General features: G+C 62.5%; 12 protein-coding genes. 3 read left to right on the forward strand and 9 right to left on the reverse strand.

All coding sequences use genetic code 11. The features are described 5' to 3' along the window. Positions 1-53 precede the first annotated feature (53 nt). On the forward strand, positions 54-944 hold the full coding sequence (locus ANTHELSMS3_RS11505; protein WP_094034985.1) for a phytanoyl-CoA dioxygenase family protein: 891 nt from the start codon (positions 54-56) through the stop codon (positions 942-944). Positions 945-1,096: 152 nt separating this feature from the next. On the opposite strand, the gene ANTHELSMS3_RS11510 is transcribed toward ANTHELSMS3_RS11505, so the two are convergent. Beyond that, a complete protein-coding gene (locus ANTHELSMS3_RS11510; protein WP_094034986.1) occupies positions 1,097-1,795 on the reverse strand; it encodes an RraA family protein in 699 nt (232 codons plus the stop codon). After that, the gene (locus ANTHELSMS3_RS11515; protein WP_157733486.1) at positions 1,792-2,310 is read right to left on the reverse strand and encodes a hypothetical protein; all 519 of its coding nucleotides are present in this window, start codon (positions 2,308-2,310) and stop codon (positions 1,792-1,794) included. Before ANTHELSMS3_RS11515 ends, ANTHELSMS3_RS11510 begins: the two co-directional genes overlap by 4 nt. Positions 2,311-2,460: 150 nt before the next feature. Between ANTHELSMS3_RS11515 and ANTHELSMS3_RS11520 the strand changes: the two genes are divergently transcribed. Beyond that, on the forward strand, positions 2,461-4,242 hold the full coding sequence (locus ANTHELSMS3_RS11520; RefSeq protein WP_094037078.1) for an IlvD/Edd family dehydratase: 1,782 nt from the start codon (positions 2,461-2,463) through the stop codon (positions 4,240-4,242). Between the two features lie 93 nt (positions 4,243-4,335). Continuing rightward, positions 4,336-5,073 (forward strand): SDR family oxidoreductase, encoded by a 738-nt coding sequence (locus ANTHELSMS3_RS11525; protein WP_094034988.1) that lies wholly within the window; start codon positions 4,336-4,338, stop codon positions 5,071-5,073. 7 nt (positions 5,074-5,080) lie between these two features. On the opposite strand, the gene ANTHELSMS3_RS11530 is transcribed toward ANTHELSMS3_RS11525, so the two are convergent. The 7 genes from ANTHELSMS3_RS11530 to ANTHELSMS3_RS11560 all read right to left on the reverse strand — a co-directional run bounded on the left by ANTHELSMS3_RS11530 (position 5,081) and on the right by ANTHELSMS3_RS11560 (position 12,978). Continuing rightward, entirely contained in the window at positions 5,081-5,992 is a 912-nt protein-coding gene (locus ANTHELSMS3_RS11530; RefSeq protein ID WP_094034989.1) for a DMT family transporter, read from the reverse strand. 157 nt (positions 5,993-6,149) lie between these two features. Next, positions 6,150-6,872, reverse strand: coding sequence for an SDR family oxidoreductase (locus ANTHELSMS3_RS11535; RefSeq protein ID WP_094034990.1), 723 nt, complete (start codon positions 6,870-6,872; stop codon positions 6,150-6,152). Beyond that, complete coding sequence (locus ANTHELSMS3_RS11540; protein WP_094034991.1) at positions 6,869-7,939, reverse strand: Gfo/Idh/MocA family protein; 1,071 nt, start codon at positions 7,937-7,939, stop codon at positions 6,869-6,871. Before ANTHELSMS3_RS11540 ends, ANTHELSMS3_RS11535 begins: the two co-directional genes overlap by 4 nt. Further along, positions 7,939-9,435: a UxaA family hydrolase gene (locus tag ANTHELSMS3_RS11545; RefSeq protein ID WP_094034992.1), complete on the reverse strand. Its 1,497-nt coding sequence runs from the start codon at positions 9,433-9,435 to the stop codon at positions 7,939-7,941. Before ANTHELSMS3_RS11545 ends, ANTHELSMS3_RS11540 begins: the two co-directional genes overlap by 1 nt. A 101-nt stretch (positions 9,436-9,536) precedes the next feature. Further along, a complete protein-coding gene (locus ANTHELSMS3_RS11550) occupies positions 9,537-10,487 on the reverse strand; it encodes a phytanoyl-CoA dioxygenase family protein (protein ID WP_254694719.1) in 951 nt (316 codons plus the stop codon). A gap of 80 nt (positions 10,488-10,567) precedes the next feature. Next, positions 10,568-12,163 (reverse strand): TRAP transporter large permease, encoded by a 1,596-nt coding sequence (locus ANTHELSMS3_RS11555; protein ID WP_094034994.1) that lies wholly within the window; start codon positions 12,161-12,163, stop codon positions 10,568-10,570. After that, positions 12,163-12,978, reverse strand: a complete 816-nt coding sequence (locus ANTHELSMS3_RS11560) for a TRAP transporter small permease subunit (RefSeq protein WP_094037079.1) — start codon at positions 12,976-12,978, stop codon at positions 12,163-12,165. The genes ANTHELSMS3_RS11555 and ANTHELSMS3_RS11560 overlap by 1 nt, the downstream gene beginning before the upstream one ends. Positions 12,979-13,051: the final 73 nt, after the last annotated feature.

Below are 13,051 nucleotides of genomic sequence, written 5' to 3' on the forward strand. Positions count from 1 at the left end.
TCGATGCCATGGAAAGCATGGTATCGATACCATAAAGCGGGAGGAAATTACAGATGCTCAGCCAGAAACAACGGGAATTTTACGAAACAAATGGCTATCTGAAGGTCGAACAGGTTGTGACGCCATCAGAACTGGACGAATTGCAGGCGGTGACAGACCAATTGATCGACGAGTCGCGGCAGGTGACGCAAAGCAACGAGGTCTACGATCTGGACCGTGGCCACGCCCCCCAAGATCCGCGCCTGACCCGGATCAAACTGCCGCACAAACGGCATGCGATTTACGACCGGATCTTGAAACAATCAAAAGTGACCGAGGTGCTGACCGATCTGTTGGGGCCGAATACCTTTCTCAATACCTCCAAGCTGAACACCAAGGCACCAGGCGGCGGGGCAGCTGTGGAATGGCATCAGGATTGGGCGTTCTACCCGGCCACCAATGACTCGCTGCTGGCCTTTGGCCTGATGCTGCGGGATGTCACTCCGGACAATGGCCCGCTGTTGGTAATCCCCGGTTCGCACAAAGGGCCGGTGCTAAGCCACCATGCGTCCGGCGTGTTTTGCGGCGCGGTCAACCCAGAGGACCCGCAGTTCGAACGCGACAAGGCGGTGACCCTGACCGGACGCGCCGGGGATATGACAGTACATCATGTCCGCACCCTGCACGGATCGGCTCCCAATGTGTCGGACCGGGCGCGGCAAATCCTGTTCTACGAATGCGCCAGCGCAGACGCCTGGCCACTGTTGGGGGCGTCAAGCTATATCCACTCGCTAGGGCAGCGGATGTTCTGGGAGGACTTGCAAGACCGCATGATCACCGGCACGCCATGCCTGCAACCGCGCCTTGCGCAGGTGCCGGTGCGGATGCCGCTGCCACCTGCGCCGGACAACAGTTCCATCTTCAAAACGCAGGAAAGCGGCGGGGCCAAAAGCGCCTTCGCCTGATTTCGAGCAGGGAAAGGGGCGCTGCCCCTCTGCGCTGCGCGCATTCACCCCGGGATATTTCAAGACAGAAGAAGCCACTCCCCTGCGTTTCTTCTGTCCTGAAATATCCCGGGGGAGTCGACCGAAGGAAGACGGGGGCAGCGCCCCCTTGTTTACCCGACCTCCACCGCGCTGCCATCGGCCAGCATGGCCTCAATGTCCATGGGCGTGCGGAAACCGTCCTTGACCTTGGCTTCTAGCTCGGCCTCCAGCCGGGCGACGTCTTCGAGCTTGCTGATCACCGTGTCGATCTGGGCGAAGGGGATCACCACCACGCCGTTTCGGTCGGCAACAATCATGTCGCCCGTGGCCACATGACGCCCGCCCACATTTGCCGAACCGCCCAGCGTGCCGGGGCCCGAAACGCAAGGAGAGTTCGGGTTCAGGCCGGTACACCAAGACGGAAGGCCAGCGGCGACAATGCCTTCGTAGTCGCGCATCGGCCCGTCGGTGACAAAGCCCGCAGCGCCCGCATTCTTGAGCATCCCTGACAACTGGTCACCGATTGTGGCGCCGCCCTGATACCCGTGGCCCGCGTGGACCAGAACGTCGCCCGGGGTCAGCAAGTTGACCGCTGCCAGCGTTGCGATGATGTCGCCGGGCCCACTGTCGGCGACCAGGGCGGGTCCGGCGACAGCGCAGTCAAGGTCCCGGCCAAACCCCAGTGGTGCGATGTTTGTGTCCATCGCGCCAAGTCCGCCCATCGCGTCGCAAAGAAAGGCGGTTTCTACCCCCTGAAAGGCGGCGATCTGTTCGGGGGTCGGGCGCGGCGCGCCTTTGATCAGTGTCAGCTTGGGCGGTTCTTCGATCATGGTTGGTTGTCCTCCGGGGTGATCGGGTCGGGGTCGGGCAGCCGCCAAAGCAGACGGATATAGGCCAGTCCCGACGCGGTGGCGGTGCAGCGGCTTTTCTGTGTGCGGATCTCTTCGGCGGGGATGTCGCGCAGGATGGCCAGTTCCTCCATCCGGTCGCACTGCACCAGAGAGGACAGGAGATCGTACTTCAATTCGATCCCGGCCAGTGCGGCAATACGGTCTGGTGCGGCTTTGCTCAGGTGGTCCATGCGCGCCGCGATGGCAGCGGACCATTGAGCGCGGGCGTCCTCAAAGCAAAGGGTCGCCACCGCCGGAGTTTCTGTCGTGCCTTGCATACAGGCGGCATGAGCGGCATCGACGCAGCCGGTTGGCTTCGTGCCCAGGTCGATGGCTGTTGAAATGCAGGCGCGTACCGCATCGAGGTCCAGCGGGTCTTCGGCTTTGGCGGGTGTTGTGCAGGTCAAGACCAGCGCCAGTGACGCCGCGCCGCGTGCGGCGGGGGTCCATACCATGATGTTTCCTCCCGGGGCAGGGCGTTCTATGTCCTTGCCGTCTTTTGCGCTCTCGTGCGAGGTTGCTTGCAATTGGTATACCAAATTGAAATGCTCGCACAAGAGTTGAGACCCGTCAGAATCGGTGGGTGCCAGAGGGGGAGAATGGTCATGTCCGATACCCGCGCCAACAAGCGCTTTCGCTCACAAGAGTGGTTCGACAACCCGAACAACCCAGGGATGACCGCGCTTTACGTTGAACGGTATCAGAACAGCACGTTCACCCGCGAGGAATTGCAGGGTGAACGGCCCATCATCGGCATCGCCAACACCGGAAGTGATCTGGCCCCCTGCAACAAGATCCATGTCTTTCTGATGGACCGGATCAAGGCGGGCATCCGTGAGGCGGGTGGCGTGCCGATGGAATTTCCCGTGCATCCGATTCAGGAAACCGGCAAGCGGCCGACCGCAGCGCTGGACCGTAACCTTGCCTATCTGTCGTTGGTCGAGGTGCTGCACGGCTATCCGATCGACGGGGTGGTGCTGACGACGGGATGTGACAAGACCACGCCTGCCATGCTGATGGGGGCGGCCACGGTGGACCTGCCGGCCATCGCACTGAACGGTGGTCCGATGCTGGACGGCTGGTGGCAGGGTAAACGCGCCGGGTCCGGCACCATCGTCTGGGAAAGCCGCCGCCTGCTGGCTGAGGGCAAGATCGACTATGAGGAATTCATGGCGCGGGTCTGTTCATCGGCTCCGTCTCTGGGCCATTGCAATACAATGGGTACCGCCAGCACTATGAACGCCATGGCAGAGGCGCTGGGCATGTCCCTGACCGGCAACAGCGCGATCCCCGCGCCCTTCCGAGAGCGGATGGCCATGGCCTATGAGACCGGCCAACGGATTGTCGAGATGGTTCACGAGGATCTGAAACCCTCGGATATTCTGACCCGCGAGGCGTTCGAGAACGCCATCGTGGTGAACACCGCAATCGGCGGCTCGACCAATGCGCCTCCCCATCTGCAGGCGGTGGCCCGTCATGCCGGGGTTGATCTGCACGTCAAGGACTGGGAGACGGTTGGCTTTGACGTGCCGCTGCTGGTCAACATGCAGCCAGCGGGCGAATATCTGGGCGAAAGCTTTTTCCGCGCGGGCGGGGTGCCTGCGGTTATGGGCGAATTGATGAGTGCGGGGCGTCTGCACGTTAAGGCGATGACGGCCACGGGCAACACTATGGGCGCCAACCTTGCCGGGGTCGATAGTCTGGATACGGATGTGATCCGCCGCTACGACGCGCCGATGCGCGAAAAGGCGGGGTTCAAGGTGCTGTCCGGCAATCTGTTTGACAGCGCCTTGATGAAAACCAGCGTGATCTCACCGGATTTCCGAGCGCGTTTCCTGTCGACGCCGGGTCAGGAGGGGATCTTCGAGGCCAAAGCCGTGGTGTTTGAGGGACCGGAAGATTACCACGACCGGATCAACGATGCGTCGCTGGATATCGATGAAAAGACCATCCTGTTCATTCGTGGCGTGGGGTGCGTGGGCTATCCCGGCTCTGCCGAGGTGGTGAACATGCAGCCGCCGGACGCGCTGATCCGCGCTGGGATCAATCACCTTCCGACTGTGGGAGACGGACGGCAATCGGGCACGTCGGAGTCGCCGTCGATCCTGAACGCCTCCCCGGAGTCGGTGGTGGGCGGCGGACTGGCGCATCTGAAGACCGGCGACCGGGTGCGGCTGGACCTGACTGCGGGACGTCTGGACGCCCAAGTGGACGATGACGTATGGCAGGCCCGTATTGACGCTTGGGAAGCACCGGAAATCGTTCATCAGACGCCGTGGGAAGAGATCTATCGCACGCATGTGGGGCAGTTGGCCGAGGGCGGCTGTCTGGAGCTGGCCACTGCCTATCAGCGGATTGCCAAGGATCTGCCGCGCGACAATCACTGAGGGATGCGGGAGGTGAGGTTCGAGGGGGGCGCTGCCCCCCGCCTTCGGCACCCCCCGGGATATTTTCGGACAGAAGAAAACCAAGGAGGGCAAATGTCCAAAACGATAATCATTACCGGGGGCGCGCGCGGGATCGGCAAGGCTTGTGCGGAGGTTTTTCTGGATGCGGGTTGGCGCGTCGGGATTGTGGGCCGGACAGCGGACACTGTGCAGGATATGGCCGACCGTCATGAGAACGCGCTCGCGCTGCCCTGTGATGTTGTAGATGAGGCGGGGGTGGATGCCGCCTTTGACAAGGCTGTGGCCGAGTGGGGGCGGATCGATGCGCTGTTCAATAATGCCGGTGTATCGGTATTGGGGGGAACGATTGACGAGACCTCTGTCGCGGATTTCCGGCGGGCGATCGACATCAACCTGACCGGCTCTTTTATTTGCGCACAGGCGGCTTTTGCCCGGATGCGGGCGCAGGACCCACAGGGGGGCCGGATCATCAACAATGGGTCGGTGTCGGCCCATGTGCCGCGCTGGGGGTCGACCCCTTATACGTCGTCGAAACACGCGATCACCGGGTTGACGCGGTCGATTTCTCTGGACGGGCGGCCATATGGGATTGCTTGTGGGCAGATCGACATCGGTAACACGCTGACCGACATGGCCGAGAGGATGACCAAGGGTGTGCCGCAGGCGGATGGCTCCATCGCGGTGGAGCCGGTGATGGATGTGTCGAATGTCGCGTCCAGCGTGTTGCACATGGCGTCGCTTCCGCTGGATGCGAACGTGCAGTTCATGACCGTTATGGCGACGACGATGCCCTTTATCGGGCGCGGGTGAACCGAGGCTAGCGGGTGTTGGGGACGGGGCGGCGGACGCGGCCCCGGACCTTGCGCTCCCGCTGCCAGATATAAAGGCCGGAGGCGATGATGATCGCGCCTCCGCCCAGCGTCCAGATCGTGGGCCAGGTGTCGAACAGAAAGATGCCAGCGGCGGCTGCCAGAACGATTTGGATATAGATCACCGGCGCGAGGATCGAGGCATCCGCCAGACGGTGAGCAGTTACGGCGGCAATGTGGCCGGCCGCGCCGAAGATGCCGATCGCGAAGAAGGCGATCCATGCGCTGCCCTGCGGCCAGACCCAGCCGTCCAGCATAAAGGGGAACAGGGCCAGCATGGCCACGCCGCTGGACCAGATCTGTTGGGTCGCATTGCCTTCGATCCCCGCCAGCAGCCGCGTCATGATGAAGTAGAAGGCTGCCATGGTCAGCGCGGTAAGAGACAGGAACATCGCGGGGTGGAACGAGACGCCCCATGGCTGCATCACCACGATCACGCCAAGAAAACCGACACAGACCGCCGCGATCCTTCGGATGCCGACCTTTTCGCCGAGGATGGGGATGGCCAGCAGGGTGACGACGATGGGGCCGGCGAACATGATGGTCGTGGTGACGGTGATTGGCAGGTATTTCAGCGCGGTGAAATTGCACACGGTGCTGCCGAGCAGGAAAAAGCTGCGCAGGAGTTGGCGGAGCGGCGCGTTGGAGACGAAGGCCTGGCGGCCCTCTTTTGATCCATAGAGCGCCACGGCGACGATGAAGTGCCCGGCATAGCGGGCAAAGACGACCTGAAGGGCGGGCATGCCCGCGAGGATCAGCCACTTGGCGGAGCTATCGATACAGGTGAAACCGACCACGGCCAGCATCATCATCATGACGCCGGAGGCGGTTCGATCTTCGCGGGGTTTTGCTTCGGACATGGGGGCTACTTGCGCCGCCGACAACGTGGCGTCAATGGGGTGTCCACGCGTGGACAGGTTTCAGGGTATGTAAAATCAATGAGTTACAGGGACGATTTTACGAAGTATTAGGACTTGCGTCGGGCGGCGGAGGCCCGCCCTCGCCGCGCGGGGCGCGTCAGCCAGTGGCCCAGCCGCCGTCGATCACATGCGCCTGGCCGGTGGTAAAGGCGGCCTCATCAGAGCCCAGATAGACCGCCAGATGGGCGATTTCCTGCGGCGTGCCGATGCGGCCCATGGGCTGACGCGCGTTGAAGGCCTGTAGCGCGGCCTCGTAGTCGCCCATCGCGCGCAGGCGGTCATGCAGAGAGGGGCTGTCGACGGTGCCGGGGCAGATACAGTTCACCCGGATGCCTTTGGTCACATAATCCAGCGCCACGGATTTGGTCAGGCCGATCACCGCCGCCTTGGACGCGCCGTAGATGCAGCGGTTCGGCGCGGCGACGATGCTGCCCGCGATGCTGGCGATATTGACGATGGACCCGCCGCCGCGATTGATCATGCCGGGCAGGGCCGCCTGCATGGTGTGAAACTGCGAGCGGACATTCAGCGTCATGGCAAAGTCAAAGTCATCGTCCGTCGCGTCCAGCAGCGCCCCCGCATGAACAAACCCGGCGCAGTTCACGAGGATGTCCGGGGCGGCGGCCTCTACCGCGCGGGTCAGCGCGGGTTTGTCGGTCACGTCCAGCGCAAAACTGGTGCCCAGAAGACCCTGCAACAGGTCGGCATTCAGGTCCGTAGCGGTCACATCCGCGCCCTCGCGGGCATAGGCCTCGGCGATGGCGCGGCCGATGCCCTGACCGGCGGCGGTGATGAAGGCGCGTTTGCCCGCAAGTCTCATGTCAGAACTCCTGTGAAATCGCCCGGCACCTCACCGCGTTTGACGGGGCGGTGGGTCTGGCCGGACAGGGCGGTGGCCAGTGTCATTTCCAGCGCGGCGAAACCGTTTTCGGGTCGGCAAAGAACGTCATCTGTAGCGCCGTCCAGAAGGGCGGCAAAGCGGTCGATCTGAGCGCGGATCGGGTCGATCTTGTCGAAATGTGGCCCCGGTGTTTGTGCCAGTGGTTTGGACCATTCGACCTCACCCGGCCCGCTTGCCCCCCAGAGGGTCAGCGAGGGGAAGGCCAGCGCGCCCAAAGTGCCGGTAAAGCGCAGGTAATCCTGATCCGATCCGGCGATCTCGGGGTTCTCTGCCGATGTCGCCTCGAACGACCAAGGGGAGGCTCCGGCATCCGACATCAGGAAAGAGCCAAGTGCGCCGTTTTCAAAGCGGAAGGCCAGTGCGGCTGTATCCTCGATCACCAAGCCGCGCGTGGCGGAGGAGGTGAGGGCCGTCACCTCTGTCGGGATGCCGGTCATAAAGCCCAGCAGGTCAATTTCGTGGCTGAGGTTGCTGGCCAGCGGTCCGGCACCCGGCAGACGACGCCACGGCACATCGTAGTAGGTGTCGTGTTTGCGCACCGACCAAAAGCCCTGAAGGCCGACAAGCTGCCCGATGGCGGGCAGGGCGTCACGCATGGCCATTGCATAGGGATGACAGCGGCGGTGGTGACCGACGATGAGCGGCAGGCCAGCCGCCTCTGCGGCCTGCATCATGGCGCGGGCATTGTCGAGCGATTCAGCAAAGGGTTTTTCCACCAGCACCGCCCAGCCGCGCGACAGCGCAGCGAGGGTCGAGGGCAGGTGATCCGGTGTCGGCGTGGCGATCACGCAGGCGCGGGTTTCCTTTGGCACCTCGTCAAGACTGTCAACCACAGGCAGGCCCTGTCGCGCCAGTTTCGCACGGGTTTCGGCATGGGGTTCGACCACGGCGGTCAGGGTGATGTTGGGGGAGTCGATGGCGACCTCTATATGGCGGCGTCCGATGCTGCCTGCGCCGATTACGCAAAGGGGAAGGGGCGTTTTCATCACATCACCGCCCCGATTTGCCATGGTACAAATTCATAATCACCCAATCCCTGCAGTTCCGATTTGCTGTGTTCGCCAGAGGCCATGTGCAGCCACATCTCATAGATTTCGCGGCCCACTTCCTCAACCGAGCGGCCCTCTGTGAGGATGCTGCCCGCGTTGATGTCCATATCCTCTGTCATGCGATTGTACATCTGTGTGTTGGTGGCCACCTTCATCGAAGGGCTGGGTTTTGCGCCAAAGGCCGATCCGCGCCCGGTGGTGAAACAGACAAGGTTGCAGCCCGATGCGATCTGGCCTGTGACACTGGCCGGGTCGTAACCGGGGCTGTCCATGAAGGTAAACCCCTTGGCGGTGACAGGTTCGGCATATTTGTAGACGCCGGTCAGGGGCGTTGTGCCGCCTTTGGCCGCCGCGCCCAGCGATTTCTCAAGGATGGTGGTCAGCCCGCCCTTCTTGTTGCCCGGCGAGGGGTTGTTGTCCATGCTGCCCTTGTTGCGTTCTGTGTAATCCTCCCACCAGCGGATCAGGTCGATGAGTTTTTCACCGGTGGCGCGGTCCACGGCGCGGGCGGTCAGCAGGTGTTCGGCGCCGTAGATTTCCGGTGTTTCGGCAAGGACGCCGGTGCCGCCTTGCGCGACCAGCAGGTCACAGGCGTAGCCCACTGCCGGGTTGGCGGTGATGCCGGACCACGCGTCAGAGCCGCCACATTGCAGGGCCACCATCAGCTCTGATGCCGGGCATTCGGTGCGGGTGGATTGGTTGACCACGGGCAGCATCTTTTCAATCTTGGCGATGCCCAGTTCGATGGATTTGCGCAGCCCGCCCACGTCCTGAATGTTCATGCTCTGGAACAGGGGGCCGGGTTTGAGGCCGTATGCCTCGACCAACCAGTCGATCTGGTTCATCTCACAGCCAAGGCCCGCCATCAGCACGCCGCCGACGTTGGGGTTGCGGGCATAGCCCCACATCACCCGTTGCAGCGCCTCAAACCCCTCAGACCCCTGTCCGGCCATGCCGCAGCCGGTGCCGTGGACAAAGGCGACCACGCCGTCGACATTGGGATAGTCGGCGAGTTTGTCATCGGTGAAATGGGCGGCGATCTTGCGCGCGGCGGTGGCGGAACAGTTCACCGATGTGAGGACGGCGATGTAGTTGCGGGTGCCGGTGCGGCCGGTGTCGCGGCGGTAGCCTTGAAAGGTGTCTTGGGTGGCGGCGGGGGCCACGGGGCGCAGGTTGGTGCCGAACTCATAGGCCGTGTCGACGTTGCGAAAATCCAGATTGTGGGTGTGGACATGGGCGCCGGGGGCGATGTCCTCTGCCGCGTAGCCGATGACTTGGGCGTATTTGATCACCGGCGCGCCTTTGGGGATGGCGGTGGTGGCCAGCTTGTGCCCGCGCGGGATCAGTTGGGTGGCGCCCTCTTGCCCGATTTCAAGCGGGGTGACGGCGGTGACGACATTGTCGGCGTCGGACAGGCGGACGGTGTTGGTCATTGTGAATCTCGGCTGTTGAGGGGGGCGCTGCCCCCCGCCTGCGGCCCCCCCGGGATATTTCAGGACAGAAGAAACGGGGGCGCGCGGGCAGGATTGACGGGTCAGGCGCAGACCGGGCTGTCGGCGCTCCAGCGGTGGATCGGGATATGCGGCTGCTCTGACAGGCGCGCGCGGGTGTCTTGCCACATCGCCTGCCAGATGCGCCAGTCGCGCAGTTCGGTATCGGGGTTTGTGCGAGAGCGGGCGATGAAGTCGGGGAAATGTGACCGCCCTGTGGGCTGGCCGGTCACATTGAAGCGGATGTCAAAGCTCCACCGGAATTGGTCAGACTGGTTGGCGAGCGAGGCATGGGGTGTGAGCGGGTGGAACAGGACGGCGCCGCCTGCGCGGACGGGCAGGGGGCGGGCCTTTGTCTCATCCAGCAGGCCGGGGGCGATGGCGGTTTGTTTCTGCGGGCAATGCGGATACATCTGGGGCTTGCCCGGTACGACCTGCAGGCAGCCGTTGTCGACCGTGGCGTCGGTGATCGCCAGCCAGACGGTCACCATCTGCGTGGCGTCGCCGGTTTCATGCGCGACGGCGCGGTCCTGATGCCAGTCGGTGGTGGTGACATGGGCGCGCAATTCGTCTGATTTCAGCGTTACGGCGGGCGGTTTCAGGCGGACGTGCTGGATCGGGTTCGAGGTCAGCTCTGCCCCGATGAGGTCCTCGACCATGTCCAGCAGGCGGGGGTTGGTCAGCATGTCAAAGACGGCAGGACCAAAATGAAACGGTGTGTCGGCGGCAATGTCGCCGCCGGGCAGCGAGATGTCCATCGGCTGAAACCAGTCGCAGCCCGCCTTGTAGCTGGTCAGCAGCTTTTGCCAGAAATTGAGGCCGGTGCCGTCGGGCACAAGCCCCCGAGCCTGCCAGCGCGCGTAGAGCCGGTCGAGAAGGTCGCTGTATTCCGCCTTCACCGCGTCAAGCGTGGCGGTGTCCAGCACGTCGTCGATGACGAGGTAGCCTTGGGAATTGAAGTGGTCGATCTGGTCCGGGGTCAACATGCGAGGCATGGACACAGCTCCGTCAAAGGGATTGTTGAGGCAGGAGAGGCCGGACCGAGGCGCACCCGGTCCGGCCAAGGATCATACCGTCACAGGAAGATCGTGACGATGGGCGGCCAAGCAAGCAGCACCGTCAGCGCCAACAGTTGCAGGGCGATGAAGGGCAGGAAACCGCGGAAGATGTCGGTCAGCGAGATATGCGCCGGGGCCACCGATTTGAGGTAGAACGCCGCCGGGCCAAAGGGTGGTGACAGGAAACTGACCTGCATGTTCATACAGAACACCACGCCGAACCAGATCGGGACATAGCGCGCGTCGACGCTGCCCAGCCAGCCGATTTCCTCTGCCGGAAGGCGCACCACGATGGGCAGGAACACGGGCATGATCAGCAGCACGATGCCGACCCAGTCCATGAACATCCCCATGATCAGGAACACCACCATCATCACAAGAATGATGCCCATGGTCGGCATGTCCGCGCCCACGATCAGGTTGGCCACATAGGTCGGCCCGCCTGCCAGCGTATAGGCCGCCGCAAGGGCCGCCGCACCGATGGTGACCCAGATGATCGTGCCGGTGGATTTCAGCGTGCGCAGGAGCGCGTCCCAGACAATCTCGAACGTCATCTCTCGGCGGATCATGCCGATGGTAAAGACCGCGACAACGCCCATGCCGGCCGCCTCTGTGATGCCGGTGATGCCGCCATAGATCGACCCGAGAACCACGCCGATCACGACAATGGGGGCGATCAGGCCATAGCCCATTTCCCAGCCCTTGGCGGTCCGTTCCATCCCGACGATGAAATACATGATCACACCGAACAGAACAAAGGTGCCGATCAGCCACGGAATGTCCGCGACCATGCCAAGAAAGATCGGATCGACGCCTTCGGTGATCACGTTGTTGCCGGTCACGGTGAAGAACAGCGCCCGCAGCGTCAGAACCCCGGTGATCCACATGCCAAAGCGTGACACGAAGCCGAGGAACATTAGCCGCTTTTCATTGCCTTCGGGTGCGCCCGGTTCCTGCGGTGGCAGGGGGGCCTGATCCGGGTCAAGCTGGGTGCGTATGATGATGTAGACGATAAAGAAGGTCGCCAGCATGAAACCGGGCAGGAAGGACGCGGTGAACAGCGCCTTGATCGAGGTTTCTGTCACCAGCCCGTAGAAGATCAGCACGATCGACGGAGGGATCATGGTGCCAAGACTGCCCGAGGCGCAGATGGTGCCGATGGCAAGGTTCTGATTATAGCCCAGCCGCAGCATCTGGGGCAGGGCGATCAGGCCCAGCAGGACCACCTCACCGCCGATGATGCCGGACATGGCGGCCATGATGACGGCCATGATCGAGGTCACGATGGCGATGCCGCCACGGGTGCGCGACAGCCAGACGTTCAGCGACGAATACATGTCGCGCGCGATGCCCGATCGTTCCAGCAGCGCCGCCATGAAGATGAACAACGGTACTGATATCAGGACGTAATTGACCATCTGTCGATAGACCGCCTGACCCAGCACGTTGAACGGCCCTTGGCCGAAGCTGCGGAACAGGATGTCGTCACCGAATTTCAGGTACAGCGTGACCACGGCCAGAAAGGCCGAGGCAAAGCCCAGCGGCATACCGATGGCCAGAAGCACGAACATCAGCAGTAGTACAACGAGGGAGAGTGTGCCGATGTCGACCATCAGTTCTTGTCCACTTCCAGAGTTTTGCGGATGTTCTCGATCTCTGTTTCGTCGATCTCATCGGCGGGATTGTGGTGTTCGGGGGCTTTGTTCCAGTCGGCGATCAGGTTTGACAGCGCCTGCAGCGCAACCAGTACGACAATCACCAGAATGGCGGTTTTGACGGTGCCCGGAATGGGCGGATCCCATGCAGAGCCGTAACCTTCGAGGCGCAGAAGGCGGCGTTTCGCGTCCGCGTAGCCGCCCCAGACAAGGCAGAAGGCAAAGACCCAGATCAGCGAGACAGAAATCACATCAGACAGTTTTTGCATCCAGCGGGGCATCATGTCGTAGATCACATAGATGCGGATGTGGCTGCGCTGCTGCATGGCGTAGAGGCCGGCAAACAGAAAGACGATGGCCGCAATCCACAGCGACAGTTCGTTGGCCCAGAGGGTGCCACCGCTAAAGACGTAGCGGGCGACCACCTCATAGAACATCACCAGCACGATAAAGGTGATGCCGATCATCGACAGCCGACCCAGCACAAGGCTGAGGATGTCAAAGGGGCCGGTGCGTTCCACCTCGATCGTGCCGCGGATGTCCGAGGTAAAGATCGCGGCAAAGAGCAGTGCCAGCGCCAGGGTGGTCATCATCAGAATGACGGTCATCCGGCCCTCTGGGCGGATCATTTCATGTACGCCAAGCGGTTCGTCGGTGATGAACAGGCTGAGGATCAGCCATGCGTAGATCACCAGCGCCAGCGCGGTAAAGACGATCATGGCCCATCGCACGGGTGTTCTGAGTGGCCCCAGCCACACGCTTTCGGAATTCATGCCCTGCCTCCTTGTTGTGATGGCCTTGTTTGTGGTCATGGCTTGCCTGCGAGACGAAAAGCGGGGGACCCTG

The sequence above is a fragment of the Antarctobacter heliothermus genome, assembly GCF_002237555.1.
GTDB classification, from domain to species: Bacteria; Pseudomonadota; Alphaproteobacteria; order Rhodobacterales; family Rhodobacteraceae; genus Antarctobacter; species Antarctobacter heliothermus_B.

What these genes read in the sequence shown, in the direction of transcription:
- ANTHELSMS3_RS11505 (WP_094034985.1), top strand. Translation starts at nt 54, where the DNA reads ATGCTCAGCCAGAAACAACGGGAATTTTACGAAACAAATGGCTATCTG.
- ANTHELSMS3_RS11510 (WP_094034986.1), bottom strand. Translation starts at nt 1,795, where the DNA reads ATGATCGAAGAACCGCCCAAGCTGACACTGATCAAAGGCGCGCCGCGC.
- ANTHELSMS3_RS11515 (WP_157733486.1), bottom strand. Translation starts at nt 2,310, where the DNA reads ATGGTATGGACCCCCGCCGCACGCGGCGCGGCGTCACTGGCGCTGGTC.
- ANTHELSMS3_RS11520 (WP_094037078.1), top strand. Translation starts at nt 2,461, where the DNA reads ATGTCCGATACCCGCGCCAACAAGCGCTTTCGCTCACAAGAGTGGTTC.
- ANTHELSMS3_RS11525 (WP_094034988.1), top strand. Translation starts at nt 4,336, where the DNA reads ATGTCCAAAACGATAATCATTACCGGGGGCGCGCGCGGGATCGGCAAG.
- ANTHELSMS3_RS11530 (WP_094034989.1), bottom strand. Translation starts at nt 5,992, where the DNA reads ATGTCCGAAGCAAAACCCCGCGAAGATCGAACCGCCTCCGGCGTCATG.
- ANTHELSMS3_RS11535 (WP_094034990.1), bottom strand. Translation starts at nt 6,872, where the DNA reads ATGAGACTTGCGGGCAAACGCGCCTTCATCACCGCCGCCGGTCAGGGC.
- ANTHELSMS3_RS11540 (WP_094034991.1), bottom strand. Translation starts at nt 7,939, where the DNA reads ATGAAAACGCCCCTTCCCCTTTGCGTAATCGGCGCAGGCAGCATCGGA.
- ANTHELSMS3_RS11545 (WP_094034992.1), bottom strand. Translation starts at nt 9,435, where the DNA reads ATGACCAACACCGTCCGCCTGTCCGACGCCGACAATGTCGTCACCGCC.
- ANTHELSMS3_RS11550 (WP_254694719.1), bottom strand. Translation starts at nt 10,487, where the DNA reads ATGCCTCGCATGTTGACCCCGGACCAGATCGACCACTTCAATTCCCAA.
- ANTHELSMS3_RS11555 (WP_094034994.1), bottom strand. Translation starts at nt 12,163, where the DNA reads ATGGTCGACATCGGCACACTCTCCCTCGTTGTACTACTGCTGATGTTC.
- ANTHELSMS3_RS11560 (WP_094037079.1), bottom strand. Translation starts at nt 12,978, where the DNA reads ATGAATTCCGAAAGCGTGTGGCTGGGGCCACTCAGAACACCCGTGCGA.